Raw genomic sequence first — 25,417 nt, 5'->3', positions numbered from 1 at the left:
CATCCGGAACCCGGCCCGCCCGGTCGAAAACCCTTGACTTTCGACTTGCCTGATGTTCTTGTTTTGTTCATGTCTGGCTTCCCCGACGACATGGCTGAGCGGCATGGCCGCATGCTCAAGAGGCTCGGGGAGATGGCCATGGCCTTGGCCGAGGAGACCTATGAGGCGGCGATGTCCGCCGAGGATCCCCAGGAGCGCGAGCGACTGAAGGCCTGCTTCCATCGCCTGTCCCGCTCGGTCCGCCAGACCGTGGCCCTGGAGGCCCGGCTGGAGCGCATGCGTCACCGCCAGGTCCTCGAGACCGAGCGGCGCCTGGACGAGGTGCGCCAGGCCCGCGTCAAGCGACGCCGCGCCCAGGTGGACGCCTCGCTCACCCGTCTCATCTGGACCGAGGCCGAACGCTGCGACTACGGCGACCTCGTCGTCGAGCTCACCAAGATCCTCAACGAGGAAGCCCTCTCGGAAGACTTCCTCGACGGCCCCGTCGAAGACCTCGTCGCGCGCATCAAGGCCGACCTCGGCTTCGTGGATGACGACGAGTCTCCTTCTCCTCCCCCGCCGGGGGAGGGAGCCTGCGAAACGGCGGAGGGGCCTCTCGTTCCCGCACGACGAAGCAGCGGCTGAACGTCAAAGATTCTCTCCCTCCGGGAGCTGTCGCAAGGCGACTGAGGCGGGCTGAAACAATCGACGACAGGGCGAGTCAAAGCCCCCTCCGGCCCCGCGGGCCGCCTCCCCCAATCGGGGAGGAGAGCGCGCCTGCGCCGCCTGTCATCCCGGACGGCGCAGCCTCAGAAGTCGTCTTCCATCATGGCGCGGAAGTGCTCCATCACCTCGCCCATGCGCTCCGGATCGTCGGGAGTCTCGGCGTCGGGTCCGGCCGCGGGCGGCGCGGCGGCGCCGGTCAGCCGGCCCTCGACCATGCCGTCGCGCACCAGGAGCAGCTCCTCGCCGTCTTCCAGGCTGGTCAGCAGTTGCGCGAGCTTGGGCGGCAGGTCGTCGAGGTCGATGCGCTTCATGCGGCGAATCTAGCCGCCCGGCCCGCGCCTGCAAGGCGTGACAGGACCTGCCGCGCCCACTAGCTTCCGCGCCGTCGCGCGCACCCCCGGAGACCCCATGGCCTATCGCTCGCTACGAGACTTCATCGCCCGGCTCGAGGCCGCCGGCGAACTGGTGCGGGTGAGCGAGCCCGTCTCCTCGGTGCTCGAGATGACCGAGATCCAGCGCCGGCTCCTGGCGACCGGCGGCCCGGCGGTGCTGTTCGAGAACGTCGTCCGCGCCGACGGCCAGCCCTCGTCCATGCCTTGCCTGGTCAACCTGTTCGGCACGGTGAAGCGGGTCGCCATGGGCGTCACCCTGGAGGGGCGCGAGCGCGAAACCGCCGCAGACCTGCGCGAGGTCGGCGAACTCCTGGCGTTCCTGCGGGCCCCCGAGCCCCCGCGCGGCCTCAAGGACGCCTGGGACATGCTGCCCCTGGCGAAAACCGTCATGTCCATGCGTCCGGCCACGGTGAAGAAGGCGCCGGTTCAGGAAGTGGTGCTCACGGGCGATCAGATCGACCTGTCCAGACTGCCGATCCAGACCTGCTGGCCCGGCGAGCCGGCGCCCCTGATCACCTGGCCGCTGGTGGTCACCCGGGGCCCCTCCGCCGACCGCGAGGACGACTACAACCTCGGCATCTACCGCATGCAGGTGCTGGGCCGCGACCGCACCATCATGCGCTGGCTGGCCCACCGCGGCGGCGCCCAGCACCACCGGCGCTGGAAGGCCTCCGGCAAGCCCGAGCCCCTGCCCGCCTGCGCGGTGATCGGCGCCGACCCGGGCACCATCCTGGCCGCCGTCACCCCGGTGCCCGACACCCTGTCCGAGTACCAGTTCGCCGGCCTGATGCGCGGCGCCAAGGTCGAGCTGGTCCAGGCCAAGACCGTGCCGCTGCTGGTGCCGGCCGAGGCCGAGATCGTCATCGAGGGCCACGTGCTGCTCGACGACTACGCCGACGAGGGCCCCTACGGCGATCACACCGGCTACTACAATTCCGTCGAGAAGTTCCCGGTCTTCCAGGTGAGCGCGATCACCATGCGCAAGAACCCGATCTACCTGACCACCTTCACCGGCCGCCCGCCGGACGAGCCCAGCGTCCTCGGCGAAGCCCTGAACGAGGTGTTCATCCCCCTCATCCGCCAGCAGTTCCCGGAGATCGTCGACTTCTGGCTGCCGCCCGAGGGCTGCAGCTACCGCATCGCCGTGGTGTCGATGAAGAAGGCCTACCCCGGCCACGCCAAGCGCGTGATGATGGGGGTGTGGAGCTATCTGCGCCAGTTCATGTACACCAAGTGGGTGATCGTCGTGGACGACGACGTGGACGCTCGGGACTGGAAGGACGTGATGTGGGCGATCTCCACCCGCATGGACCCGGCCAGGGACGTAACCCTGATCGAGAACACGCCCATAGATTACCTCGACTTCGCCTCGCCGGAGTCCGGACTGGGCTCGAAGATCGGGCTCGACGCGACCAACAAGTGGCCGCCGGAGACGAAGCGCGAATGGGGCGAGAAGCTCGGCATGGACCCGGCCGTGGTCGCCGCGGTCAGCGAGAAGTGGGCCAGGCTCGGCCTGCCCGGCGCCGGCGAGCCGGTAGATTGAGCCGCCGGCCGCCTCGCCCCTCGGGCGCGCGCCCTTGCCCTGTCGGGCGAAGCGCGCGCAACTGTCCAGCTTCAACGGGCTTGATGGGGGCTGAGAGCCGATGGAAGTGAACGCATCCGCGCATGCTGCGGCGCTGTGGGTCGGACTGAACCTGTTCGTCCTTCTGGTGCTGTCCCTGCTGGTGGTCCGCCAGCGCCAGAAGCACAAGGTGGTTCTGGGCGACGGCGGCGTGCCCGAGCTGATCCAGGCGATCCGCGCCTTCGGCAACGCCACCGAATACGTGCCCGCGGGCATGGCCGCCCTCACCATGCTGGCCGTGGTCGGCGCGCCGGGCCTGGCCATCCACATCACCGGCTTTCTGGTGTTCGTCGGCCGGGTCCTGCACGGCTACGGCCTGTCGACCAGCGGCGGGGCTTCCCTGCCGCGCACCCTCGGCGTGATCCTGACCTGGGTGTCCTACGTCTTCGCCGGCGCGGCCCTGCTCTTCTACTCGATCGCCTGATCTTCTCAGGCGCCTGATCTTCTCGGGCGCCTGATCTTCTCGTAGTCTGAGGCCTGGCCGAAGCGTCGCAGGCGCTTGCCCGCGGGACCGGGGGCGGCCATATGGGCGGCATGGATGAAAACCTGTTGTCCGACCTCGTCGCCGCCGCGCTGAAGGCCGGCGCCGATGCGGCCGAAGCCGCCGGGGCCGAGCGGCGCGCCCTGTCCATCTCCGTGCGCCTGGGCGAGCTGGAAGAGGTGGAGCGCGAGGAATCGCGCGACATCGGCCTGCGCGTCTTCGTCGGCCGCCGCCAGGCCACCGTCTCCGGCTCGGACGTGTCCGCCGAGGCCCGGGCCAAGCTCGTCGAGCGCGCGGTCGCCATGGCCCGCCTGGCGCCGGAAGACCCCTACGCCGGCCTCGCCGATCCCGGGCGCCTCGCCCGCGGCCCGCACCCCGACCTCGACCTCTACGACCCGTCCGAGCCGACGCCGCAGGAGCTGGAGGCCCGCGCCCGCACCGCCGAGGCGGCCGCCCGCGCGATCGACGGCGTCACCAACTCCGACGGCGCCTCGGCCTCCTGGTCTGCCGGGGTCTGGCGCCTTGTCACCAGCGGCGGCTTCGTCGGCGACCACCGCGCCTCCGGCTTCTCGATCGGCGCCTCGGCCATCGCCGCCGACGCGGCCGGCATGGAGAACGGCCACGACTGGCGCTCGGTCCGCTGGCAGTCCGACCTGCCCGCGCCGGACGCGATCGGCGCCGAAGCCGGCCGCCGGGCGGTCGGGCGCCTGGGCGCACGCAAGATCGCCTCGACCACCGCCCCGGTGATCTTCGAGAACCGCCTGGCCGCCTCGCTCATCAGCCCGCTGATCGGCGCGATCTCCGGCCCGGCGATCGCGCGCGGCGTCTCCTTCCTGAAGGACCGCCTGGGCCAGCAGGTCTTCGCCAGGGGCGTGACCCTGACCGACGACCCGCACCGCCGCCGCGGCCTCGGCTCCAGCCCCTTCGACGACGAGGGCGTGGCCAACGAAAGGCGCAACCTGATCGACGACGGGGTGCTGACCACCTGGCTCTTGAACTCCAGCGCCGCTCGCCAGCTCGGCCTGCAGTCCACCGGCCACGCCTCCCGCGGGCTCGCCGGACCGCCCGGGGTCGCGCCCACGAACCTGACCCTGCAGCCGGGCGAGACGGACCGCGCCGGCCTGATGAAGGACGCCGGCCGCGGCCTGCTCATCACCTCGATGTTCGGTCCCTCGCTCAACAGCAACACCGGCGACTGGTCGGTGGGCTGCTCGGGCTTCTGGTTCGAGGACGGCGAGATCGCCTATCCGGTCAGCGAGATCACCGTCGCCGGCAACCTCATCGACATCTACGGGCGGCTGGTTCCCGGCTCCGACCTGGAGATCCGCGGAGCGTCCAACGCGCCCTCGATCCTGGTCGACGCCCTCGCCATCGCAGGACGATGACCACGGACGCGGCGGCCGACCTCGCCCTGATCCTGGACGCGGCCCGTGAGGCGGGCGAACTGGCCCTGCGCCTGCGCGCCGAGGGCCTGCAGGTCGACTACAAGGCCGGGAACTCGCCGGTCACCAACGCTGACCTCGCCGCCGACGCGCACCTGAAGCGGAGGCTGGCCGCCGCCCGCCCCGACTACGGCTGGCTTTCCGAGGAGACCGCGGACAACAGGGATCGCCTGGAACGGCCGCGCCTCTTCGTCGTCGATCCCATCGACGGCACCCGCGCCTTCCTCAAGGGGCGGCCGTGGTGGGCGGTCTCCATCGCCGTGATCGATGGCGCCCGGCCGATCGCCGGCGCCGTCTTCGCCCCGCAGCTCGACCAGACCTTCGCCGCGCTCGAGGGCGGCGGGGCGACCTTGAACGGCGCGCCCATCAGCCCCAGCGACACCGGCTCGCTCGAGGACTGCGCCATGGTCGGCGACGCGCGGATGTTCACCCATCCGTCCTGGCCCACGCCCTGGCCGCAGATGCGGGTGGAGGCGCGCAACTCCACCGCCTACCGCATGTGCCTGGTCGCCTCCGGCGACTTCGACGCCGCCCTGGCGCTGGTCGCCAAGGCCGACTGGGACTTGGCCGCCGCCGACCTCATCGCCCGCGAGGCGGGCGCCTTCGTCGGCGACCATCGCGGCGAGCCGTTCGCCTACAATCGCGAGATTCCCGCCCAGCGCAGCCTCGTCTGCGCCACGCCGGCCCTCGCCCCGTTGATCCTGGACCGCGTCCGGCATATCGCCATCGGAAACTGACTCTTTCCGAGGCCCTCATGCCCGATCGGCAACTCCTTCACCTCGTCATCGGCGGCGAGCTCCAGGATCTGGAGCACAACACCTTCCGCGACCTGTCTCAGGTCGACTTCGTCGGCGCCTTCCCCAGCTACGAGGCGGCCCTCGCCGCCTGGCGCGCCAGGGCGCAGGCCACCGTCGACAACGCCCTGATGCGCTACTTCATCATCCACGCGCACAAGCTGCTCGATCCGGCCGCCGATCCGGACCATCACTAGGCGCAGCGGCGCCTACTCCCGGCGCAGCATCCGCTCGGTCAGCATCGTGCCCCACCACTGGGCGCGGAAGTCGGCCTTGATGCCCGCCGGATCGTAGGCGGCGCTCATCACCCACTCCAGGAAGGCCATGCCGGCCGGCTCGCCTTCCTGGAGATAGCGCTCGAAGGTGTAATCGAGCACCCCGGTCTTTCCGGCCCGCATGTGCAGGTAGCGCAGGTGAAGCTGGTCCAGCGCCTCGCGGATCGTGCGACCCTGGCGGAAGTGCATGTAGAACACGCTCATGATGCCGGCCCGGTCCGCCCCGGACTTGCAGTGCATCAGCGCCGGATACTCCACCGTCTCGAACAGGCGCTTGGCGCCCAGCACCCGCTCGCGGCTCGGCACCTCCCGCGAGGTGATGGTGAAGTCCACCATCCTGAGCCCCAGGCGCTCGCAGGCGTCCTTCTCCAGCACGTGGAAGCTCGCCTCGAAGCCGCCGCGCAGGTTGATGACCGTGCGGATCCCGTGCCGCTTCCAGTGTGCGAGCTGGTGCGGCCAGGGCTGGTTGGTGCGCACCAGCTCCTCGCTGATCCAGTGGGCGTTCTGGAAGCCCAGCCGCAGATAGGCGTGGTCGTTCCAGAGGTAGTCCAGATAGGTCCGGAAACGCCCGCCGGGGGTGGAAAGGTCGAATTCGGCCAAGGAGGGCTCCCGCTGTGCGGTCCCCTACCTAGGCGCTCGCGGCGTTCGACGGAAGCGGGGCGATGTCACAGCCTGGCGCGCTCGCCCGTCCTGCGACAGGGCTGTGGCGCAGGGCGCGCCCGTCTCCTACCTTGGCCGCAAGGGAGCGCGCGCATGGACCTTCAGGCCTATCTCGACCGTATCGGCTTCGCCGGCCAGCCGCGGCCAGACCTTGCGACCCTGCGCGCCGTGCACCGCGCGCACCTGATGGCCATCCCTTACGAAAACCTCGACGTCCAGTTCGGGCGGCCGCTGACCACCGATCCGGCCGAGGCCTTCGACAAGCTGGTGACCCGCCGCCGCGGCGGATGGTGCTACGAGATGAACGGGGTGCTCGGCTGGGCTCTCGAGGCGATCGGCTTCGACGTCACCCGTCTCGCCGGCGGCGTCATGCGCGTGGTCCGCGGCGACGAGATCGTCGGCAACCACCTGGTCCTGCGCGTGGACCTAGACGCGCCGTGGATCGCCGACGTGGGCTTCGGCGACGGCGGCCGCGATCCCTTCCCCCTGGTCGAGGCGGCCTTCGCCTCCGACGGGTTCCCGCTGCGGCTCGAACGGCTGGACGAGGCCTGGTGGCGCTTCCACAACCACGAGCACGGCGGCGCGCCCTCGTTCGACTTCACGGCCGAGCCGGCCGACCCCGCCCTCCTGGCCGACCGTTGCCGCTGGCTGCAGACCTCGCCAGAGTCGATGTTCGTGCAGAACGCGGTGGTCCAGCGCCACACCCCCGACGCCATCCTGCAACTGCGCGGGCGTGTGCTGCGCCGGGCCCGGCCCGAGGGGGTGGAAAGCCGCCTGATCGAATCGGCGGAGGCCTATGTGCAGGTGCTCGCGCGCGAGTTCGACCTGGACCTGCCGGAGGCGGCGGACCTGTGGCCGCGGATCTGCGCCCGACACGCCGAACTGTTCGGCGAGCCGGCGGCGCCCTGAACGCGCAGCCCGCTTGCGGCGCTTGACTTGGCGCGCGCAAGGGACGACCCCAAGGCCGATGAGCCTGAGCCCCAAGCCCGCCGCCGACCTCGGCGTCCGCGCCCTGATCGGCCGAATCGCCAGGGTCTACCTGGCGCCGCGCTGGCCCGGCCTGGCCGTCGCCCTGATCGCCGCGATCGCTGTGGCGGTGCTGAGCGCCAAGCTGATCCAGATCCTGGAGCCGGCGATCAACGACCTCCTGGTCAACCACAAGCCCGGGGCGCTGCTGGCCATTCCCCTGACCATCGCCGCCTACGCCATCGGCCGCGGAGTGGCCCAGGTGGTCCAGGCTTCCCTGGTCAACCGCGTCGGCAACGCCGTGGTCGGCGACGTCCAGGTGCAGCTCTTCGCCAAGCTGGTCCGCGCCGACCTCGCCCACCTGCGGGCCCAGCACTCCGGCGCCTTCGTCTCCTCGGTGCTCTATGACGCGGGCCTGATCCGCGAGGCGGCGACCAGCGGCGTCATCAACTACACCCAGCACTTCCTGACGGTGCTCGGCGCCATCACCGTGATGATCTCCAACGACTGGGTCCTGTCCCTGGCGATCATCGCGATCGCCCCCCTGACCACCGGGGTGATGCGCCGGTTCTCCAAGCGCGGCGCCAAGGCGGCCAAGGGCGCCATGGCCGAAACCTCCGCGCTCTCCACGGCGATCATGGAGAGCCTGGACGGCGTTCGCGTGGTCAAGATGGAGAACCGCGAGGCCTATGAAGAGGCCCGCGTCGCCGAGGTCGTCCGCCGCCGCCAGCGCCACCTGGTGAAGGGCGCGAACGCCCGGGCCACCGCAGCCCCCGCGACCGAGACCCTGATGACCCTGGTGACCGCCGCCATCCTGGCCTACGCCGGCTGGCGCTCCACCACCGGGGCGATGAACGTGGGCGCCTTCGTCGCCTTCCTCGGCGCCCTTGGCCTGGCCTCGCAGTCCCTGCGCCAGCTCGCCAACCTGCAGACCGTCATGGCCGAGGGCCTGTCGGCGGCCCGGCGGCTGTTCGCCGCCCTCGACGTCGAGCCGGAGGTGCGCGAGCGGCCCGGCGCCCAGCCCCTGCCGCCCGGCGACAGCGCCATCGTCTTCGAGCAGGTGAGCTTCGCCTACGACGACGGCCAGCCCACCCTGAACGAGGTGAGCCTCGAGGTGCGCCGCGGGGAGACAGTGGCGCTGGTCGGCCCCTCTGGCGGCGGCAAGAGCACGATCCTGAACCTGATCCCGCGCTTCTACGACGCCACCGGCGGGCGCGTGCTGATCGACGGCCACGACGTCCGCGACGTAACCCTGGCGTCCCTGCGCGAGCGCATCGCCCTGGTGACCCAGGAGCCGTTCCTGTTCGACGACACCATTCGGGCCAACATCGCCTACGCCCGGCCGACCGCGAGCGAGGCCGAGATCGAGGCCGCCGCCCGCGCGGCCGCCGCGCACGAGTTCATCATGGCCTTGCCGGACGGCTACGCCACCGAAGTGGGCGAGGCCGGCGCGCGCCTGTCGGGCGGACAGCGCCAGCGCATCGCCATCGCCCGCGCCTTCCTCAAGGACGCGCCGATCCTGCTGCTGGACGAGGCCACCAGCGCGCTCGACACCGACAGCGAGGCCCAGGTGCAGGACGCCCTGACCCGGCTGATGGCCGGGCGGGCCACCATCCTGATCGCCCACAGGCTGTCCACGGTGCGCGGCGCCGACCGCATCTATGTGATCGACAAGGGCCGCGTGGTGGAGATCGGCGACCACGCCGCCCTGGTGCGGCAGAAGGGCCTCTATGCGCGGCTGGCCGGCAGCCAGAACCTCGACACGGAGACCGCCGCGTGAAGCGACTGATGCGCCGGCCGTGGGTCCAGGCCCTGCTCGGCTGGCTCCTCTGGGTGGTCCTGGTCATCACCCGGCGAAGCGTGCGCTGGCGTCACGACAACGTCGCCTGCGCCGCCGAGGCCCTGAAGGACGACGCCCCCTGCATCGTGCTCTTCTGGCACGGCCGCATTCCCCTGGCCCTGGGGATCGCCCAGGTCTGGTGGGTCCGCAACAAGCTGCGCTGCATGATCTCGCCCTCGAGCGACGGCGAGTTCATCGCCCAGGCCCTGTCCCGCGCGCGCTTTCCCGCCATCCGCATGTCCTCGGCCAAGGCGGGCGACAAGGAGAAGATGCGGGCGGCCGTGGCCGGCATGCGCGAAGCCATCGGCTGGGTGAAGGGCGGCGGCCTCCTGGCGATCACCCCGGACGGCCCGCGGGGCCCCAACGAGGTAATCGCGCCCGGCGCCCTGCAGATCGCCCGGAGGGCCGGGGCGCCCATCTATCTGATCGGCGTGGCGGCCGATCCGGCCTGGCGGCTCGACACCTGGGACAAGGTGATGTTCGCCCGTCCCTTCGGCCGCGGCGCCACCGCCTGGGACGGCCCCTTCCACGTTCCGGACGACCTGGACGAGGCCTCCGCCCAGCGGCTGATCGCCGAACTGTCATCCCGCCTTTCGGCCCTCACGCGACGGGCCGAGGACTTGGCCTGCCGCCCGTCCGGTGAGACATAGGGCCATGGCTCACGACCACGCCCATCCTCACGATGACGGCCCGGATCACGCCCATGATCACGGTCACGGACATGCGCACGGACACGGTCATGCGCATGGCCACGGCCATCACCATGCCCCCGCCGACTTCGGTCGCGCCTTCGCCATCGGCGTCACGCTGAACCTGGCCTTCGTGCTGGCCGAGGCGGGCGCCGGCCTGTGGGCCGGGTCCCTCGCCCTCCTGGCCGACGCCGGCCACAATCTCTCGGACGTCCTCAGCCTCCTGCTGGCCTGGGGCGCGGCGGTCCTGGCCAAGCGCCAGCCGACGGAGCGGCGCACCTACGGCCTGCGCAAGGCCACGATCCTGGCTTCCCTCGCCAACGCGGTGCTGCTGCTGGTCGCCATCGGCGCCATCGGCTCCGAGGCCGTGCGCCGGTTCGCCGAGCCGAACGCCGTGGCGCCCCTGCCGGTGATCATCACCGCCTCGATCGGCGTGGTGATCAACACCGCCACCGCGCTCCTCTTCATGCGCGGCGGCAAGCACGACCTGAACATCCGCGGCGCCTTCCTGCACATGGCGGGGGACGCGGCCGTCTCGCTGGCGGTGGTCGTCGGGGCGGTCCTCATGATCCTGACCGGGCTCCTGTGGCTCGATCCCGCCCTCAGCCTGCTGATCGTGGCCGTGATCGCCCTCAGCACCTGGGGCCTACTGCGCGACTCGTTCAACCTGGCGCTGGACGCGGTGCCCCGCGGCGTCGACCCGGCCGCCGTGCGGGCGTGGCTCTGCGCCCTGCCGGGCGTCACCGAGGTGCACGACCTGCACATCTGGGCGATGAGCACCACCGAAACCGCGCTCACCGTCCACGTGACCCGTCCGACGAACGCCGAGCCCGACGCGTTCCTGCACGACGCCTGCGAGGGCCTGTCGCGCCGCTTCGGCATCGCCCACGCCACCTTGCAGGTCGAATGCGGCTCGGCGGCCCATTGCCGCCTGTCCCCCATCGAAGTGGTGTGACGCGGCGCCCGCTCACGGTCCGGCTCTATGCCAGCGCCACGGCTTTCCTGGAGCCGCTGGCGGGCGCGCTGCTGCGCGGGCGCGCAGCGCGCGGCAAGGAGGATCCGGCCCGGCTGGACGAGCGCCTGGGCCGGGCCAGCCGGGCCCGGCCGCCAGGCCCGCTCGTCTGGCTTCACGCCGTCAGCGTCGGCGAGGGCATGTCCCTGCTGCCGCTGGTCCAGGCCCTGCGCGCGCGGCGCCCGGACCTCGCCCTCCTCGTCACCTCCGGCACCCGCACCTCGGCCGAACTGCTGGCGCGCCGCCTGCCGCCGGGGGTGATCCACCAGTACGCGCCGATCGACGCCCCCGGCGCGGTGACACGGTTCCTGGACCACTGGCGGCCGCAGGCGGGACTGCTGGTGGAAAGCGAGCTCTGGCCCAACCTGATCCTGGCCGCCCGCCGCCGGGGCGTGCGCCTGGCGCTGCTGTCCGCCCGGATGACCGACGCCAGCGCCAAGGGCTGGGCCCGCGCCCCGGCCGCGGCCCGCTGCATCCTGTCGTCCTTCGACCTCGTGCTGGCCCAGGAGGCGGCGACCGAAGCCCGCCTGCGCGAACTGGGCGCCACGGTCGGCCCGCGCCTGAATCTGAAGCTGGTGGGCGATCCCCTGCCCGCCGACGAAGCCGAACTGGCGCGGATGCGCGCCGCCATCGGCTCGCGGAAGGTGGTGCTGGCGGCCAGCACCCACGCCGGCGAGGAGCCGCTGGTCGCCCGCGCCTTCGAGTGGGCCGACCTCGGCGAGGCCCTGCTGATCGTCGTTCCGCGCCACCCCGAGCGCGGCGAGTCGGTGGCCAAGCTGCTGGAGGGCGAAGGGCTGTCGGTGGCCCTGCGCAGCCGCGGCGAGCGGCCCTCGGCCGCCACCCAGGCCTATGTCGCCGACACCCTGGGCGAGCTCGGGCTCTTCTTCCGGCTGGCCGACGTGGTGGTGATGGGCGGCGCCTTCGAACTCGACATCGGCGGCCACAATCCGCTTGAGCCGGCCCGCCTGGGGGCGGCCATCATCACCGGGCCGCACATGTTCAACGCCCAGGAGGTCTACGCCGAGATGTGCGCCGAGGCGGCGGCCATCGAGGCGGTGGACGGCGAGCATCTGGCCCGCCACCTGCGCGGACTTCTGGAGAACCCCGCCATCGCCCGCCGTTTCGGCGAGGCGGCCCTGGCCTACGCCGAGCGCCAGGGGCGGGCGCTGGACGAGGCGCTCCTGCGGCTCGAGCCGCTGCTGCCGCCGGCGCCATGAAGCTCGCCACCCCCCGCTGGTGGTACGTGCGCACGGGCGCGCCCTCGCCGGTGACCCGCGCCCTGCTCACGCCGCTGTCCTGGATTTGGGCCGCGGCCAGCGCCCGGCGGATCGCCCGCACGAGCCCGGCCGACCCCGGCGCGCCGGTGATCTGCGTCGGCAACCTGACCATGGGCGGGGCGGGCAAGACGCCGGTGGCGCGCGAGATCCTGCGCCGTCTCGCCCTGCGCGGCGTCGAGGCCCACGCCCTGTCCCGCGGCTACGGCGGGACGCTGGCCGGCCCCGTGCGCGTGGACCCGCAGGCGCATTCGGCCGCCGAGGTCGGTGACGAGCCGCTGATGATGGCCCGCGAGGCGCCGGTCTGGGTCGCCCGCGACCGGCTCGCCGGCGCGCGGGCCGCGGCGGCGGCAGGGGCGCAGGCGATCGTCATGGACGACGGCCACCAGAACCCCGCCCTGGCGAAGGCCCTGTCCCTGGTGGTGGTGGACGCCGAGACCCGGGGCGGCGAGTGGCCCTTCGGCGACGGGGCGGTGTTCCCCGCCGGGCCGATGCGCGAACCGCTGCGGGCGGGCCTGGCCCGCGCCGACGCCGTGGTGCTGCTGGGGCCCGCCGACCTGGAGGCGCCCGATCCCGAACTCGTCGCCCTGTTCGGAGAGACGCCGGTGCTGACCGCGCGCCTGGAGCCGGCCGAGCCGCCGCCGGCCGGGCCGCAGGTGGGCTTCGCCGGCGTCGGCAAGCCCTGGAAGGTGGAGCGTGCGCTGAAGGCGGCCGGCTGCGAGCTCGCCGACTTCGCGCCCTTTCCGGACCACTTCGCCTATGGCGAGCGCGAACTGGGCCTGCTGGCCGACCGGGCCCGGCAGTTCGACGCCGGCCTCGTCACCACGGAGAAGGACTGGGTGCGCCTGCCGCCCGCCTGGCGCGAGCGCGTCGCCGCCTGGCCGGTGCGGGCCCGCTTCGAGGACGAGGCGGCGCTCGAGGCTCTCCTCGCCCGCGTCACGGACGCCTGAACCCCGGCGGCGGCGGCGTCCTAGGCGCCGGCCTTCTGGGCGAAGGCCCAGCCGGCCTTGGCCAGCAACGGCACTCGGTCGGCGTTGGCCAGGGCCTGCGGGCTGTTGGCCGTGCCGTCGCGCACCCGCCCGACGATCCCCTGCAGGATGCCGGCCAGGCGGAAGCTGTTGTAGGCGAAGAACCAGTTCAGTTCCGGCAGGCCCGGCCGCCCGGTCAGGCGGCAGTACTCGGCCACGTACTCCTCGATGGTGGGAATGCCATGGGCCTTCAGGTCCGGGATCTGCGAGATGCCGCCGTTGACCCAGTTCATCAGGAGGTAGGTGAAGTCGGCGAGGGGATCGCCCAGGGTCGACAGCTCCCAGTCCAGCACCGCGATCACCCGCGGCTCGGTGGGGTGCAGCACCATGTTGTCCAGGCGATAGTCGCCATGCACGATCGAGGTGCGGTCCTGGTTCGGAAGGCTCTGCGGCAGCCATTCGATCAGCCGCTCCATCTCCTCGATGCGGATGGTCTCGGAGGCGCGGTACTGCTTGGTCCAGCGGTCGACCTGGCGGCCCATGTAGTTGCCGGGCTTGCCGAAGTCGGCCAGGCCGACGGCCTGGTGGTCGGTGTTGTGCAGGTCGGCCAGGGTCTTCAGCTTGGCCATGAAGATCGCCCGCCGCTCGGCCGGCTCGTACTGCGGCAGCGACTGGTCCCAGAGGATGCGGCCCTCGACCATATCCATCACGTAGAACATGGTGCCGATCACGTCTTCGTCGGTGCAAAGGCCGTAGGGCCGCGCGACCGGAAAGCCCGTGGGATAGAGGGCCGAGATCACCTTGAACTCGCGGTCCACGGCGTGCGCCGAGGGCAGGAGCTTGCCCGGCGGCTTGCGCCGCATCACGTACTTCCTGGCCGGGGTGACGAGCTGGTAGGTCGGGTTGGACTGGCCGCCCTTGAACTGGCGCACCTCCAGGGGGCCGGCGTAGCCCTCGACATTGGCCTGCATCCAGCGGTCCAGCGCCGCCTCGTCGAAGCGATGGCTCTCGGCGACCGGCTTGGTTCCGGTGTTGAGCGCTTCGCGCTGCTGTTCCGCCGTGTCGACCATGACGTTCCCCTTCGTACGCTTGTTTGACTGCACTTTACCGAGCCGGACGCCACGGGAGCAAGGCGATCCGTGGCCGGGGCGAGCGAGGGGGGCGCCCGTTAGCGGGCCAGGGCGCGCCAGCCGATGTCGCGGCGATAGAACCCGCCCGGCCAGTCGATCCGCCCGATGGCGCCGTAGGCCCGGTCCAGCGCCTCCTGCAAGGTGGCGCCCACGGCGCAGACGTTGAGCACGCGGCCCCCCGCGGCGCGCAGCACCCCATCGGCGTCCCGGCTGGTGCCCGCGTGGAAGACCTGAACGTCGGGCCCGAAGTCCTGTTCGGCGCCGCGGATGATCGAACCGGCGACCGGCGCCTCGGGATAGCCGTCGGCGGCCATCACCACGCACACCGCGCTCTCCTCGCGCCACGCCGGCGCGGGCAGCTCGGCCAGGCGACCGGTGGCGCAGGCCAGCAGGTAGGGCACGAGGTCGCTCTTCAGGCGCAGCATCAGCACCTGGCACTCCGGGTCGCCGAAGCGGACGTTGAACTCCACGAGCTTCGGCCCCTCGGCCGTGGCCATCAGCTCGACGAACAGCGCCCCACGGTAGGGCGAGCCCTCGGCGGCGACGCCGGCGAAGGTCGGCTCGGCCAACTGCGTGCGCACCGCCTCCAGGAGCGCTTTGGTGAACACCGGGGCCGGCGAATAGGCGCCCATGCCGCCAGTGTTGGGGCCGATCTCGCCGTCGAAGGCCCGCTTGTGGTCCTGGGCCTCGCCGAACAGGATCGAGGTGGACCCGTCGCACAGGGCGAAGCAGGAGCCGATCTCGCCGACCAGGAACTCCTCGAGCACCACCCGCGAGCCGGCCGAGCCGAAGCGCCCGCCGAGGGCGTCCTCGACCGCCGCCAGCGCCTCGGCGCGGGTCTCGGCGATGACCACGCCCTTGCCGGCCGCCAGGCCGTCGGCCTTGACCACATAGGGCGGCTGGAAGGCGTCCAGCGCCGCGCGCGCGGTCTCGACGTCCTCGCACACCCGGTAGGCGGAGGTGGGCAGGCCGTGGCGGTCGGCGAAGGCCTTGGTGAAGGCCTTGGAGGACTCCAGCCGGCCGGCGGCGGCAGTCGGGCCAAAGCAGGGGATCTTCGCCTCCGCCAGGGCGTCGGCCAGGCCCGCCTCGACCGCCGATTCGGGGCCGATCACCACCAGGTCCGCGGCGACCTCGCGGGCCAGGGCCACCAGGCCGGGCACGTCGGTCGCCTTCACGGGCCGCACTTCGCCGAGCTTCGCCATGCCGGGATTGCCGGGGGCCATCACCAGCCGCCGCGTCAGGGGCGAGGCGGCGATCTTCCAGGCCAGGGCGTGTTCGCGGCCGCCGGAGCCGACCACGAGGATGGTGAGGGGCGAGATGTCCATAGCCGCCTTTGACCCGCCCCGCCCCGCCCGGTCAAGCCGCCCGCGCGCTCAGCCGAGCCGGGCCAGCACGGCCGCGACCGCCGCCGGGTCCTCCATGCGCCGAGGGGCCGCTGCGGGCCAGGTCAGCTCGATCACCACCCCGTCCGGATCGGAGAAATAGAGCGAGCGGCGCTCGCCGTGGCGTTCCTCCCACAGCGCCACCCCGGCCGCCTCCAGGCGTTCGCGCCAGGCGTCGAGCTCGACCTCGGCCCCCACCGACAGGGCGTAGTGGCGAACGTCCGGGGGCAGGCGGCCGTAGTCCGCCGCCGGCGCGCCCTCCAGGGCCACCAGCACCAGCTCGTGCTGGGCGCTGAGGCCGAAGATCATCATCAGCCAGGGATAGCCGCCCCAATCCTCGCCCGCATGGGTCTCGACCAGCGGCAGTCCCAGCACGCCACGATAGAAGCCCAGGCTCGCCGCAGCGTCGCGAACCGGGAAGACCACGTGGTCCAGCTTGAGCATCGGGCCTCCTTGGCCAGCGCCCCTCCGCCGCGGAGTGTGCGCCAGCCCTGCGGCCTTGGCAAAGCGTGGCCCTAGAGCTCCACCATCTCGCGCGCGTCGGCGCGGCGGCGGCGGGGGCCGCGGTAGTTCAGATCGGCCCGGCGCCGACGATCGGGGCCGAAGTAGCCGGGGGCGTCGATGAAGTCCCGCGGATGGTAGATCACCGCGTTCAGGCGCAACAGGATGTTGCGGGCGGTCACCGGCTTGGCCAAGAACTCGTTGACCCCGCGGTCGCGGGCGGCGTTCAGGCGCGGCAGGTCCGAGTGGCCGGTCAGCATGATCACCGGGGTGTACCGCTTGTCCCCGGGCAGGCGGCGGGCGGCCGACAGGAAGTCCAGGCCGTTCATGCCCGGCATCTCATAGTCGACGTAGACGACGTCGATCGGCAGGCCGGCCAGTTGCTCGAGGCCCTGCCGGCCCGTGGCTGCATAGTGCAGGTCGCGCACGCCAGCGGCGGACAACGCCGTGCCGATGATCGTACGCATCTGCGCATTGTCGTCGATGATCAGAATGCGCAGCGCGCCCAGGCCGCTCAATGTCTCCCCACCTCCCACACGCTCGCGCGAAAGGCGAGGTCTAGGACGATCGAGCGCGCGCGCAAACCGGCGATGCGCCCGCACTACCCATTCCGGGGAACAGAAGCGCGGGCGGCCCCCTCGTCAGGCCTCGATGTCCAGGGAGTAGCCGGCCGAGCGCACGGTGCGGATCGGATCGGCGCCGGCCTCGCCGTTCAGCGCCTTGCGCAGGCGGCCGATGTGGACGTCGACGGTGCGGGCTTCCACATAGACGTCCGAGCCCCAGACCGCGTCCAGGAGCTGCTCGCGCGAGAACACGCGGCCCGGATGCTGCATCAGGTAGTCGAGCAGGCGGAACTCGGTCGGACCCAGGTGGATCTCCTTGCCGCCGCGCTTCACGCGGTGGGCGACCCGGTCGATGACGATATCGCCGATCCGCACGCGGTCTTCGGCGAGGCCCGGCCGCAGGCGGCGCAGCACGGCGCGCATCCGGGCCGAGAGCTCGGACATGGAGAACGGCTTGACCACATAGTCGTCCGCCCCCGTGTCCAGGCCGCGGATCCGGTCGGTCTCCTCGCCGCGGGCCGTCAGCATGATGATCGGCACGTTGCGGGTCTCGGTGCGGGCGCGCAGGCGGCGGCACACCTCGATGCCCGAGACCTTGGGCAGCATCCAGTCCAGGACGATGAGGTCGGGCAGCTTTTCGCTGACCAGGGTCAGGGCTTCCTCGCCGTCGCCGGCGGCGGTCACCTCGTACCCCTCCTTCTCGAGATTGTAGTGCAGGAGGGTGGCGAGGGAGTCCTCGTCCTCCACGACCAGGATGTGCGGCGTCACGGCGGGCTCCTAGCGGCGCGTCAGGGTTGCAGGGCGTCGGTCTTGGGCCGGTCGGAGACCATCTCCTCACCGGTGATCTCGTAGTGGACGATCTCGGCGATGTTGGTCGCGTGATCGCCGATCCGTTCCAGGTTCTTGGCCACGAACAGCAGGTGGGCGCAGGCGGTGATCGTGCGCGGATCGCCCATCATGTAAGTCAGGAGTTCGCGGAAGAGGCTGTTGTAGTGCTCGTCGACCTCGTCGTCGCGCGACCACACCGCCACGGCGCGCTCCACGTCGCTGGAGGTGTAGGCGTCCAGCACGTCCTTGAGGCGGCCGGACACCAGCCGGCCCATCCGCTCGATGGAGCGGGTCAAGGGAGTCATCGGCTCGGTCTCGATCAGCACCAGGCCGCGCTTGGCGATGTTCTTGGCCAGGTCGCCGACGCGCTCGAGGTTGTTGGCGATCTTCATGGCCGCCACCGTGCGGCGCAGGTCGTTGGCCATCGGCTGGCGCAGGGCGATCAGGCGGATCGCCTTGCGCTCGATGTCGGCTTCCAGCCCGTCCAGACGCTCGTCGCGGGAGACCACGACGCCGGCCAGTTGCTGGTCGCGCTTGACCACCGCCTCCAGGCCGTCGGCCACCTGGGCTTCGGTGAGCCCGCCCATCCGCGCGCATTCGGCGGTCAGGGCGTTCAGCTCGTCCTCGTAGGACTTGACGATGTGTTCGTTCATCTGGCCATGCGCCTCGTCAGCCGAACCGGCCGGTGATGTAGTCCTGGGTGCGCGTGTCCCGAGGATTGGTGAAGATCTCGTCCGTCGGGCCCGCCTCGACCAGCTTGCCCATGTGGAAGAAGCCGGTCTTCTGCGACACCCGGGCCGCCTGGGCCATGGAGTGGGTGACGATGACGATGCAGTACTGGGTCCGCAGCTCGTCGATCAGCTCCTCGATCCGGGCGGTCGCGATGGGATCGAGGGCCGAGCAGGGCTCGTCCATCAGGATCACTTCGGGACTGACGGCGATCGCGCGGGCGATCACCAGGCGCTGCTGCTGGCCGCCGGACAGGCCGGTGCCCGGCTGGTGCAAGCGGTCGGCGACTTCGTCCCACAGGCCCGCCCGCCGCAGGGAGGATTCCACAAGGCCCTCCAGTTCGCTCTTGGAGGAGACGATCCCGTGGATGCGCGGTCCGTAGGCCACGTTCTCGAAGATGGTCTTGGGGAACGGGTTCGGCTTCTGGAACACCATGCCCACCCGGGCGCGAAGCAGCACCGGATCGACGTCGCGGTCGTTCACGTCCGCCCCGTCCAGCACGATCTCGCCCTCGACCCGGCATCCAGGGATGGTGTCGTTCATCCGGTTGATGCAGCGAAGGAAGGTGGACTTTCCGCACCCGGACGGTCCGATCAGGGCGGTGACCGCCTTGTCCGGAATGTCGAGCGACACGTCGAACAGGGCTTGCTTTTCGCCATAGAAGACCCGCACGCCGCGCGCCTTCACCTTGGCCGCAGCGGCCGTGTCACTCATACGGTCGATCTCTCCCACAGCCGGGCTCTCGTCACGCTGACGCGCCGCGGCGGCCTTCGGCGCTCTCGCGCTGCTGAAATCCATGGCGGTCACCACCGACGCTCGAAGCGGCGACGCACGAGGATCGCCGCCAGGTTCATAACGATCATAAAGACGAGAAGGACCAGGATCGCGGCCGCCGTCCGTTCATGGAACGCACGCTCCGAGGCGTTTTCCCAGATGAAGATCTGGACCGGCAGCACGGTCGCCGCGCTGGTGAAGCCCTCCGGCACGCCGGGCACGAAGGAGACCATGCCGATCATCAGCAGAGGCGCGGTCTCGCCCAGGGCGTGGGCCAAGGACAGGATCGCCCCGGTCATCACCCCGGGCATCGCCAGCGGCAGCACGTGGTGGAACACCGTCTGGGTGCGCGAGGCGCCGACGCCCAGGGCCGCCTCGCGGATGGAGGGCGGGACCGCCTTCAGGGCCGAGCGGGTGGCGATGATCACGGTGGGCAGGGCCATCAGCGCCAGCACCAGCCCGCCCACGAGAGGCGAGGAGCGCGGCACCGCCAGCCAGTTGATGAACAGGGCCAGGCCCAGGAGGCCGTAGACGATCGAGGGCACGGCCGCGAGGTTGTTGATGTTCACCTCGATGAGGTCGGTCCAGCGGTTCTTGGGCGCGAATTCCTCGAGGTAGGTCGCCGCTAGGACGCCGATCGGCACGGCCAGGAAGGCGGTGACGACCAGCATCATGGCCGAGCCGATCACAGCGCCGAGCACCCCGGCCTGCTCGGGCTGGGTGGAGTCGGAGCGCAACAGGAAACCGGAGTTGAAGCCGGACTTGACCGCCCCCGCCGCCTTCAGCCTGTCCAGCCAGTCGAGCTGGAGGTCGCTGAGACGGCGCATTTCGGCCGGGGTGGAGCGCTTCAGCTCGCCCTTGTAGTAGAGCGCCGCGTCGGCCCGCATCGGGCCTTCCACCGTCACCCGCTGGCCGATCAGGTCCGGATTGTCGCGCACCTTGTCCAGCAGCTGGAAGCCCAGGTCGTTGGAGATCAGCTGGGTCACGGCCCGCGAGGCCTCGCCCTCGGCGTCGTCGGCGACGCCGAGCCTGGCCAACATCGCCTCGGCCACCAGCTGGTCGAAGTTCGTGCCGGCGGGATAGGACCGGTCGATCCGCGCCGGGTCCAGATAGACCGGCACGGCGATGCGGTAGTCGACGAAGGTGGTGTAGCCCTGGCTGACGATGCGGCCGATCAGCACCACCAGGAAGGAGAGCGCCGCGATGATGGCGATCTGCCCGTAGAGCTTGAAGCGGCGCTCCTGGGCGTAGCGCTTCTTCAGCCGAGCCTGAACGGCGTCGACTCGGCCCTTGGCGGCGGGGCCGCCGGGCCTCTGGATGGCCGCCTCAGTCATACTGTTCCCGATACTTCTGGACGATCCGCAGGGCGACGATGTTGAGGAGCAGGGTGACGACGAACAGCGTCAGGCCCAGTCCGAACGCGGACAGCGTCTTGGGACTGTCGAACTCCTGGTCCCCCGTCAGCAGGGTGACGATCTGGACGGTCACCGTGGTGACGGTGTCGAGCGGATTGAGGGTGGTCTTCGCCTGCAGGCCCGCAGCCATGGTCACGATCATGGTCTCGCCGACCGCGCGGGAGACGGCCAGCAGCATGGCGCCGGCGATGCCCGGCAGGGCGGCCGGCAGGATCACCCGCTTGACCGTCTCCGAGCGGGTGGCGCCCATCGCCAGGCTGCCGTCGCGCAGCGACTGCGGCACCGCGTTGATGATGTCGTCGGAAAGCGAGGAGACGAAGGGGATCAGCATGATGCCCATCACCGCCCCCGCCACCAGCGCCATCTGGTTCTGCACCTGGGACAGGTATTGGCCGAAGCCGTCCAGGGGACCGCCGATCAGCAGGCCGCCGATGGAATTGAAGAAGCTGCGGAACAGCGGCCCCACCGTGAGGGCCGCGAAGAAGCCGTAGACCACCGTCGGCACGCCGGCCAGCACCTCCAGCAGCGGCTTGACCACCGAGCGCGTGAGGGAGGAGGCGTACTCCGACAGGTAGATGGCCGAGAACAGGCCGACCGGCGCGGCCACCAGCATGGCGATGAACATCACCAGGAAGGTGCCGACGAACAGGGGCACCGCGCCGAACGCGCCCTTGGCGCCCACCTGGTCGGCGCGGATCGCGATCTGCGGATCCCAGTCCAGGCCGAACAGGAACTGCAGCGGCGGCACCGACTGGAAGAAGCGCCAGCTTTCCCAGACCAGCGAGGCGACGATCCCGGCCGTCGTCAGCACCGCCACCACCGAGCAGGTGAGGAAGACGCCGTCGATCCAGCCCTCCACCCGGTTGCGCGCGCGGAACCGCGGCGCCAGCCGCCGGTAGGCCAGGGCGAACCCGGAGAACGCAAGCACGGCGCACAGGGCGATCACGCCGACGCGCAGGCCGCTGTGCACGCGGCTCGCCTTGGCCGCCGTGGCGTCCAGCGCGGCCTTCAGATCGCCGTCATAGATGGTGTCGCTGGGGCGCGCGCCGAGCGAGACGGCGCGGGCGTCGTTGAAGAACACCGTCTGCTGCTGCGGATCCAGCGCCTGGACCGCCGCGGGCGGCTCGGCGCGAACGATCGCGGCCTCCAGCCGTCCGCCGAACAGCGCCGCCAGCAGCACCAGCAGGGCCGCCGGCGCTCCCGCCCACAGGGCGGCGTAGGCGCCGTAGTAGCCGGGCAGGGAGTGCAGCGGAGCGTCCACGGCCATCGCCGCGGCCTTGCGGCGGCCGGCGAGGTAGGTGGCGCCTGAGAAGAGGATGAGCGCCGCGAGGGCGACCCATGTAAGCATCTGACTGTGGCCGTCGATCGGGATGGGCGGGCCGGCGGAGCCGGGCCGCCGGAAAGTGCCTACGGAATGCAGTCTGTGTGCAACAGTTCTAAGACACTTTCATTACAACGTCCGGCGAGCCGCCCTGATCGCCCGTCGAAGGGGAGCCTTCGGCCCCGCTGTTCGCCGGCCGCGGGAAGTAGGCGGTGAAGGTCGTGCCCTCCCCCTCCACGCTTTCCACCGCAAGGCCGCCGCGGTGGCGGTTGACGATGTGCTTGACGATGGCGAGGCCGAGGCCGGTGCCCATCCGCTCGCCGCTCTTCTGCCCCTCGACGCGATAGAACCGCTCGGTCAGGCGCGGCAGGTGCTCGCGGGCGATCCCCACGCCCGAGTCGGTGACCCGCAGCACCGCATAGCGGCCCTGGGCGTGGTCCGGCGTCAACAGCGACAGCCGCGCCGAACTGGACCGGCGCGGCGCGGTGGCCGCATCGACCGTCTGGTCCAGTTCGACCGCCACGACGACGGCGCCCTCGTCCGGCGAGTACTTCAGGGCGTTATCCACCAGGTTCTGCACGACCTGGAGGATCTGGTCGCGGTCGCCGACCACCACCGCCTCCCCCCGCGGGGGCAGGTGCATGTCGATCGCCACGCCGCGGCGGCGGGCCATGGGCCCCACCGCATCGACCACGTCCATCACCGCCCCGGTCAGGTCGACGGCGCCGGCGGGCGCCACGTGCTCGTTAAGCTCGATCCGGCTCAGCGACATCAGGTCGTCGATGAGCTGCGCCATGCGTTCTGCCTGGACCTGCATGATCCCGAGGAACCGGTCGCGGGCGCCGACGTCCTCGCGGGCGTGGCCGCGCAGGGTCTCGATGAACCCGGCGAGGGAGGCGAGCGGCGTGCGCAGCTCGTGGCTGGCGTTGGCCAGGAAGTCGGCGCGGGTGCGCTCCACGCGGCGCGTCTCGGTCTCGTCGCGGAACACCAGCATAGCCAGCCGCGCGCCGTCCGCCGCCGGTCCCAGGGGCCGGGCCAGGGCGCGGAACACCCGGTCCTGCGTGCCGCCGGTCTCATAGGCGGTCTCGCCGATCATTCCGCCGAACAGCGCCTCGTCGACCACCTCGAGCACGTCGGGATCGCGGACGACTGTGACAAGAAGTCCCACGTCTTTCTGGATCTTGAGCAGATCCCGGGCCGCAGAGTTAACAAAGACGAAGCGGCGCCCGATCAAATCATCGGGCTCATGAGCCGATATCACCAGCACCGGGTCGGGCAGGGCTTCGATCATGGCCGCGAACGGCAGGGCAGCTTCGGCCGGCGTGTCCTGCGGGACGGCCCGCGCGGCCGGCGCCTGTGCGGCGCGGATCCGCTCGGTGCGCAGGGCCTGCAGCAGGGTCACGCCGAAGGTGATGGCGGCGGCCAGCACGGCCGCCTCGAGCTCCGCCCGCCCGGTCACCCCGAGCGCGAGCAGGGCCGTCGCGCCCGTGCCGCCAGCCAGCAGCACCGCCCATGGCGGCGCATGGCGGCGGAGGGGCGGCGTCGCGGGCGACGGCTCTGGGCTCAAGGCGATTCTCCAACAACGCCCGCCACATCCAAAGCCGAGCCGTGTGTCACTGCGATGACAGCCGGGGCTTTCGGAGGGCGGGCGCTTTGAGCTGTATACGGATGTTTTCAACCATTTCCGACTACCACGACGACAACAAGCGACCGCCGCGCGCGAGCGGCGGCGTGAACTGAGGGGAAGCCGAACCATGGCGCAGATTCGAACACTTCCGGCGGCGATGACCCTCGCCGCCCTCGCCTGGCCAGGCCTCGCCGCCGCCCAGGACGACACCGCCGCCCGCATCCAGGCCCTGGAAGCCCAGGTGCAGGCGCTGTCGCAGCAGCTCTCGGAACTGAAGGCCGCCGCCCAGGCCGAAGCCGCCGCCCGCGCCGAGGCCCAGGCGAGCGCGCCGGCCGCCCCGCCGCTGGCGGTGGCCCAGTCCGCCAAGCCCGCCGCCCCGGCGACCCAGGTGTCGATCAAGAACGGCCGGCCCACCTTCGCCAGCGCCGACGGCCGCTTCTCCGCCAGCCTGCGCGGGGTGATGCAGCTCGACACGGCGATGTACTTCCAGGACGACGACCTGCCGCCGAGCGTGACCGCCCGCGACCTGAACGGCGGCGCGAACTTTCGGCGCGCGCGCATCGGCGTCGACGGCAAGCTCTTCGGCGACTTCGACTACCGCATCCTGATGGACTTCGGCGGCGCCGGCTCCGAGGACGCCGGCCGCGTGCAGGAACTGTGGCTGCAGTATTCCAACCTCGGCCCGTTCGCCGCGCGGGTCGGCGCCTTCGCGCCCTCGCTGGGGCTGGCGGACGCCGCCTCGACCAACGGCGCGATGTTCCCTGAGCGGGCGGCCGTCGCCGACATCGCCCGGGGCCTGGCCGGCGGCGACAAGCGCATCGGCGCGGGCCTGATCGGCTCGGGGGAGCGCTGGCATGCCTCGGCCGTGGTGACGGGCGCCACCGCGTCCGGCGTCAACTCCGCGGCCGCGGACTTCAACGATCCGACCTATGACGAGCAGCAGGGCTTCGCCGTGCGCCTGGCCGGCACGCCCGTGCGCGGCGAGGGCTGGCTCGTTCACGCCGGGGCCAACGCCAGCGTCATCACCCAGCCCGACGACGACGGCGCGGCGAGCACGCCCCGCTATTCGGTGCGCCTGACCGAACGGCCCGAGCTGCGGGTCGACGGCGCCCGGCTCGTCGACACCGGCTCCATCGAGGCCTACGGCGCCCACGCCTACGGCTTCGAACTGGCCTTCCAGCGCAAGAACCTGCTGTTCCAGGGCGAGTACTTCGACCTGGGCGTGGACCGCCGCAATCCGGCGGCCGGCGTCAGCGATCCCGAGTTCTCCGGCTGGTACATCGAGGGCGGCTGGGTGCTGACGGGCGAAGCGCGCAAGTACAGCACCGACAGCGCCGCCTTCGACGCCCCCTCGGTGGCCCGCCCGTTCGATCCGGCCGCCGGCGCCTGGGGCGCCTGGGAGCTGGCCGCCCGCTATTCGGTGGTGGATCTCAATTCCAACGCCGACTCGGCGATCGTGGCCAACCGCGTGCGCGGCGGCGAGCAGGAGATCTGGTCCCTGGGCGTGAACTGGTTCGTCAATCCGGCGGTGCGGTTCAGCCTGGGCGTCCAGGACGTCTCGGTCGAACGTCTGAACGCCGCCGGCCTGCCGCTGGACCAGGATTACCGCAGCCTGAACCTGCGCTCGCAGTTCGCGTTCTGAGAAACCGGAACCCGGCGCGGAAGCGGCGCGTTGGCGCTCCGTCCTCAGGAGGTCCGCCTTGGCTTCGCTTCCCGCCGAGTTCGTCGGCTCGGCCGCCGCCGTCTGCTCCATGGCCAGCTTCACCCCGCAGGTGGTGAAGCTCTGGCGCGAGCGGGACGCCAAGGCGATCTCGCTGCGCATGTACGCCCTGACCGTCACCGGATTCAGCCTCTGGACGGTCTACGGCGTGATGATCTCGAGCTGGCCGGTGATCGGGGCCAACACCGTCTGCCTGATCCTGTCGGCCGCGATCCTGGCGATGAAGTGGCGCTTCGCCCACGCCGCCCGGCGCGATCGGCAAGCCGGGCTTAACCACGCTTCCTAACCCTGCCGAAATGGCCGCCGTG

The 25,417-nt window shown here is 71.3% G+C and carries 26 protein-coding genes; 14 read left to right on the top strand and 12 right to left on the bottom strand.

What is annotated here, in order from left to right; genetic code table 11:
• Nucleotides 1–111 precede the first annotated feature (111 nt).
• The gene (locus tag ACK4YQ_RS16490) at nucleotides 112–624 is read left to right on the top strand and encodes a hypothetical protein (RefSeq protein ID WP_409612771.1); all 513 of its coding nucleotides are present in this window, start codon (nucleotides 112–114) and stop codon (nucleotides 622–624) included.
• A gap of 164 nt (nucleotides 625–788) precedes the next feature.
• On the opposite strand, the gene ACK4YQ_RS16485 is transcribed toward ACK4YQ_RS16490, so the two are convergent.
• Nucleotides 789–1,016, bottom strand: coding sequence for a hypothetical protein (locus tag ACK4YQ_RS16485; RefSeq protein WP_409612770.1), 228 nt, complete (start codon nucleotides 1,014–1,016; stop codon nucleotides 789–791).
• Between the two features lie 97 nt (nucleotides 1,017–1,113).
• Between ACK4YQ_RS16485 and ACK4YQ_RS16480 the strand changes: the two genes are divergently transcribed.
• The 5 genes from ACK4YQ_RS16480 (at nucleotide 1,114) to ACK4YQ_RS16460 (ending at nucleotide 5,632) form a co-directional block, all read left to right on the top strand.
• Entirely contained in the window at nucleotides 1,114–2,640 is a 1,527-nt protein-coding gene (locus ACK4YQ_RS16480) for a UbiD family decarboxylase (protein ID WP_409612769.1), read from the top strand.
• A gap of 100 nt (nucleotides 2,641–2,740) precedes the next feature.
• Nucleotides 2,741–3,142 (top strand): MAPEG family protein, encoded by a 402-nt coding sequence (locus tag ACK4YQ_RS16475; RefSeq protein WP_409612767.1) that lies wholly within the window; start codon nucleotides 2,741–2,743, stop codon nucleotides 3,140–3,142.
• A gap of 110 nt (nucleotides 3,143–3,252) precedes the next feature.
• Complete coding sequence (locus ACK4YQ_RS16470; RefSeq protein ID WP_409612839.1) at nucleotides 3,253–4,584, top strand: TldD/PmbA family protein; 1,332 nt, start codon at nucleotides 3,253–3,255, stop codon at nucleotides 4,582–4,584.
• Complete coding sequence (locus ACK4YQ_RS16465) at nucleotides 4,581–5,378, top strand: 3'(2'),5'-bisphosphate nucleotidase CysQ (RefSeq protein WP_409612766.1); 798 nt, start codon at nucleotides 4,581–4,583, stop codon at nucleotides 5,376–5,378. Before ACK4YQ_RS16470 ends, ACK4YQ_RS16465 begins: the two co-directional genes overlap by 4 nt.
• A gap of 17 nt (nucleotides 5,379–5,395) precedes the next feature.
• Nucleotides 5,396–5,632, top strand: coding sequence for a DUF4170 domain-containing protein (locus tag ACK4YQ_RS16460; RefSeq protein ID WP_409612765.1), 237 nt, complete (start codon nucleotides 5,396–5,398; stop codon nucleotides 5,630–5,632).
• 12 nt (nucleotides 5,633–5,644) lie between these two features.
• On the opposite strand, the gene ACK4YQ_RS16455 is transcribed toward ACK4YQ_RS16460, so the two are convergent.
• Entirely contained in the window at nucleotides 5,645–6,310 is a 666-nt protein-coding gene (locus ACK4YQ_RS16455; RefSeq protein WP_409612764.1) for a fused DSP-PTPase phosphatase/NAD kinase-like protein, read from the bottom strand.
• A 153-nt stretch (nucleotides 6,311–6,463) separates the two neighbouring features.
• On the opposite strand from ACK4YQ_RS16455, the gene ACK4YQ_RS16450 reads away from it, so the two are divergent.
• From ACK4YQ_RS16450 to lpxK, 6 genes are read left to right on the top strand one after another with little or no spacing between them, the layout of a single operon-like run.
• A complete protein-coding gene (locus ACK4YQ_RS16450; protein WP_409612762.1) occupies nucleotides 6,464–7,279 on the top strand; it encodes an arylamine N-acetyltransferase family protein in 816 nt (271 codons plus the stop codon).
• Nucleotides 7,280–7,337: 58 nt separating this feature from the next.
• Nucleotides 7,338–9,116, top strand: a complete 1,779-nt coding sequence (locus ACK4YQ_RS16445) for an ABC transporter ATP-binding protein (RefSeq protein ID WP_409612761.1) — start codon at nucleotides 7,338–7,340, stop codon at nucleotides 9,114–9,116.
• On the top strand, nucleotides 9,113–9,826 hold the full coding sequence (locus ACK4YQ_RS16440) for a lysophospholipid acyltransferase family protein (protein WP_409612760.1): 714 nt from the start codon (nucleotides 9,113–9,115) through the stop codon (nucleotides 9,824–9,826). Before ACK4YQ_RS16445 ends, ACK4YQ_RS16440 begins: the two co-directional genes overlap by 4 nt.
• A gap of 4 nt (nucleotides 9,827–9,830) precedes the next feature.
• Nucleotides 9,831–10,820 (top strand): cation diffusion facilitator family transporter, encoded by a 990-nt coding sequence (locus tag ACK4YQ_RS16435; protein WP_409612759.1) that lies wholly within the window; start codon nucleotides 9,831–9,833, stop codon nucleotides 10,818–10,820.
• Nucleotides 10,817–12,094: a 3-deoxy-D-manno-octulosonic acid transferase gene (locus tag ACK4YQ_RS16430; RefSeq protein ID WP_409612758.1), complete on the top strand. Its 1,278-nt coding sequence runs from the start codon at nucleotides 10,817–10,819 to the stop codon at nucleotides 12,092–12,094. The genes ACK4YQ_RS16435 and ACK4YQ_RS16430 overlap by 4 nt, the downstream gene beginning before the upstream one ends.
• Nucleotides 12,091–13,101 carry a tetraacyldisaccharide 4'-kinase gene (lpxK, locus tag ACK4YQ_RS16425; protein ID WP_409612757.1) on the top strand — a complete coding sequence of 337 codons (1,011 nt, stop codon included), beginning with the start codon at nucleotides 12,091–12,093 and terminating at the stop codon, nucleotides 13,099–13,101. Before ACK4YQ_RS16430 ends, lpxK begins: the two co-directional genes overlap by 4 nt.
• 20 nt (nucleotides 13,102–13,121) lie before the next feature.
• Here the strand turns inward: lpxK and ACK4YQ_RS16420 are convergent, their stop codons facing one another.
• The 10 genes from ACK4YQ_RS16420 to ACK4YQ_RS16375 all read right to left on the bottom strand — a co-directional run bounded on the left by ACK4YQ_RS16420 (nucleotide 13,122) and on the right by ACK4YQ_RS16375 (nucleotide 23,329).
• Nucleotides 13,122–14,189: a phosphotransferase gene (locus tag ACK4YQ_RS16420; protein WP_409612756.1), complete on the bottom strand. Its 1,068-nt coding sequence runs from the start codon at nucleotides 14,187–14,189 to the stop codon at nucleotides 13,122–13,124.
• A 98-nt stretch (nucleotides 14,190–14,287) separates the two neighbouring features.
• Nucleotides 14,288–15,568: a phosphoribosylamine--glycine ligase gene (gene purD, locus ACK4YQ_RS16415; protein WP_409612837.1), complete on the bottom strand. Its 1,281-nt coding sequence runs from the start codon at nucleotides 15,566–15,568 to the stop codon at nucleotides 14,288–14,290.
• A 54-nt stretch (nucleotides 15,569–15,622) separates the two neighbouring features.
• Complete coding sequence (locus ACK4YQ_RS16410; RefSeq protein ID WP_409612755.1) at nucleotides 15,623–16,075, bottom strand: VOC family protein; 453 nt, start codon at nucleotides 16,073–16,075, stop codon at nucleotides 15,623–15,625.
• Nucleotides 16,076–16,146: 71 nt separating this feature from the next.
• The gene (locus ACK4YQ_RS16405; protein WP_409612754.1) at nucleotides 16,147–16,650 is read right to left on the bottom strand and encodes a response regulator; all 504 of its coding nucleotides are present in this window, start codon (nucleotides 16,648–16,650) and stop codon (nucleotides 16,147–16,149) included.
• Between the two features lie 123 nt (nucleotides 16,651–16,773).
• Nucleotides 16,774–17,463 (bottom strand): phosphate regulon transcriptional regulator PhoB, encoded by a 690-nt coding sequence (gene phoB, locus ACK4YQ_RS16400; RefSeq protein ID WP_409612753.1) that lies wholly within the window; start codon nucleotides 17,461–17,463, stop codon nucleotides 16,774–16,776.
• A 20-nt stretch (nucleotides 17,464–17,483) separates the two neighbouring features.
• Complete coding sequence (gene phoU / locus ACK4YQ_RS16395; protein WP_409612751.1) at nucleotides 17,484–18,176, bottom strand: phosphate signaling complex protein PhoU; 693 nt, start codon at nucleotides 18,174–18,176, stop codon at nucleotides 17,484–17,486.
• A 16-nt stretch (nucleotides 18,177–18,192) separates the two neighbouring features.
• A complete protein-coding gene (pstB, locus tag ACK4YQ_RS16390) occupies nucleotides 18,193–18,966 on the bottom strand; it encodes a phosphate ABC transporter ATP-binding protein PstB (RefSeq protein WP_409612750.1) in 774 nt (257 codons plus the stop codon).
• 89 nt (nucleotides 18,967–19,055) lie between these two features.
• Nucleotides 19,056–20,360 carry a phosphate ABC transporter permease PstA gene (gene pstA / locus ACK4YQ_RS16385; protein WP_409612749.1) on the bottom strand — a complete coding sequence of 435 codons (1,305 nt, stop codon included), beginning with the start codon at nucleotides 20,358–20,360 and terminating at the stop codon, nucleotides 19,056–19,058.
• A complete protein-coding gene (gene pstC, locus ACK4YQ_RS16380) occupies nucleotides 20,353–21,789 on the bottom strand; it encodes a phosphate ABC transporter permease subunit PstC (RefSeq protein ID WP_409612748.1) in 1,437 nt (478 codons plus the stop codon). Before pstC ends, pstA begins: the two co-directional genes overlap by 8 nt.
• An 88-nt stretch (nucleotides 21,790–21,877) precedes the next feature.
• On the bottom strand, nucleotides 21,878–23,329 hold the full coding sequence (locus ACK4YQ_RS16375; RefSeq protein WP_409612747.1) for an ATP-binding protein: 1,452 nt from the start codon (nucleotides 23,327–23,329) through the stop codon (nucleotides 21,878–21,880).
• Between the two features lie 187 nt (nucleotides 23,330–23,516).
• Between ACK4YQ_RS16375 and ACK4YQ_RS16370 the strand changes: the two genes are divergently transcribed.
• Both ACK4YQ_RS16370 and ACK4YQ_RS16365 read left to right on the top strand, forming a co-directional pair.
• Nucleotides 23,517–25,031 carry an OprO/OprP family phosphate-selective porin gene (locus tag ACK4YQ_RS16370; protein WP_409612746.1) on the top strand — a complete coding sequence of 505 codons (1,515 nt, stop codon included), beginning with the start codon at nucleotides 23,517–23,519 and terminating at the stop codon, nucleotides 25,029–25,031.
• 58 nt (nucleotides 25,032–25,089) lie between these two features.
• Nucleotides 25,090–25,395 carry a SemiSWEET family sugar transporter gene (locus ACK4YQ_RS16365; RefSeq protein WP_409612745.1) on the top strand — a complete coding sequence of 102 codons (306 nt, stop codon included), beginning with the start codon at nucleotides 25,090–25,092 and terminating at the stop codon, nucleotides 25,393–25,395.
• Nucleotides 25,396–25,417 lie beyond the last annotated feature (22 nt).

Origin of the sequence: Phenylobacterium sp. (assembly GCF_046291545.1) — a bacterium.
In the GTDB taxonomy this organism is placed as follows: domain Bacteria; phylum Pseudomonadota; class Alphaproteobacteria; order Caulobacterales; family Caulobacteraceae; genus Phenylobacterium.
This window is presented reverse-complemented; position numbering and strand designations above follow the sequence as displayed.

Bases quoted from the DNA above. Each gene is read 5' to 3' on its own strand.
- ACK4YQ_RS16470 (WP_409612839.1), top strand. From the start codon at position 3,253: ATGGATGAAAACCTGTTGTCCGACCTCGTCGCCGCCGCGCTGAAGGCC.
- pstB (WP_409612750.1), bottom strand. From the start codon at position 18,966: ATGAGTGACACGGCCGCTGCGGCCAAGGTGAAGGCGCGCGGCGTGCGG.
- lpxK (WP_409612757.1), top strand. From the start codon at position 12,091: ATGAAGCTCGCCACCCCCCGCTGGTGGTACGTGCGCACGGGCGCGCCC.
- ACK4YQ_RS16465 (WP_409612766.1), top strand. From the start codon at position 4,581: ATGACCACGGACGCGGCGGCCGACCTCGCCCTGATCCTGGACGCGGCC.
- ACK4YQ_RS16445 (WP_409612761.1), top strand. From the start codon at position 7,338: ATGAGCCTGAGCCCCAAGCCCGCCGCCGACCTCGGCGTCCGCGCCCTG.
- ACK4YQ_RS16490 (WP_409612771.1), top strand. From the start codon at position 112: ATGCTCAAGAGGCTCGGGGAGATGGCCATGGCCTTGGCCGAGGAGACC.
- phoU (WP_409612751.1), bottom strand. From the start codon at position 18,176: ATGAACGAACACATCGTCAAGTCCTACGAGGACGAGCTGAACGCCCTG.
- ACK4YQ_RS16485 (WP_409612770.1), bottom strand. From the start codon at position 1,016: ATGAAGCGCATCGACCTCGACGACCTGCCGCCCAAGCTCGCGCAACTG.
- ACK4YQ_RS16450 (WP_409612762.1), top strand. From the start codon at position 6,464: ATGGACCTTCAGGCCTATCTCGACCGTATCGGCTTCGCCGGCCAGCCG.
- ACK4YQ_RS16460 (WP_409612765.1), top strand. From the start codon at position 5,396: ATGCCCGATCGGCAACTCCTTCACCTCGTCATCGGCGGCGAGCTCCAG.
- ACK4YQ_RS16370 (WP_409612746.1), top strand. From the start codon at position 23,517: ATGGCGCAGATTCGAACACTTCCGGCGGCGATGACCCTCGCCGCCCTC.
- ACK4YQ_RS16420 (WP_409612756.1), bottom strand. From the start codon at position 14,189: ATGGTCGACACGGCGGAACAGCAGCGCGAAGCGCTCAACACCGGAACC.
- ACK4YQ_RS16410 (WP_409612755.1), bottom strand. From the start codon at position 16,075: ATGCTCAAGCTGGACCACGTGGTCTTCCCGGTTCGCGACGCTGCGGCG.
- pstA (WP_409612749.1), bottom strand. From the start codon at position 20,360: ATGACTGAGGCGGCCATCCAGAGGCCCGGCGGCCCCGCCGCCAAGGGC.
- ACK4YQ_RS16435 (WP_409612759.1), top strand. From the start codon at position 9,831: ATGGCTCACGACCACGCCCATCCTCACGATGACGGCCCGGATCACGCC.
- pstC (WP_409612748.1), bottom strand. From the start codon at position 21,789: ATGCTTACATGGGTCGCCCTCGCGGCGCTCATCCTCTTCTCAGGCGCC.
- ACK4YQ_RS16475 (WP_409612767.1), top strand. From the start codon at position 2,741: ATGGAAGTGAACGCATCCGCGCATGCTGCGGCGCTGTGGGTCGGACTG.
- ACK4YQ_RS16480 (WP_409612769.1), top strand. From the start codon at position 1,114: ATGGCCTATCGCTCGCTACGAGACTTCATCGCCCGGCTCGAGGCCGCC.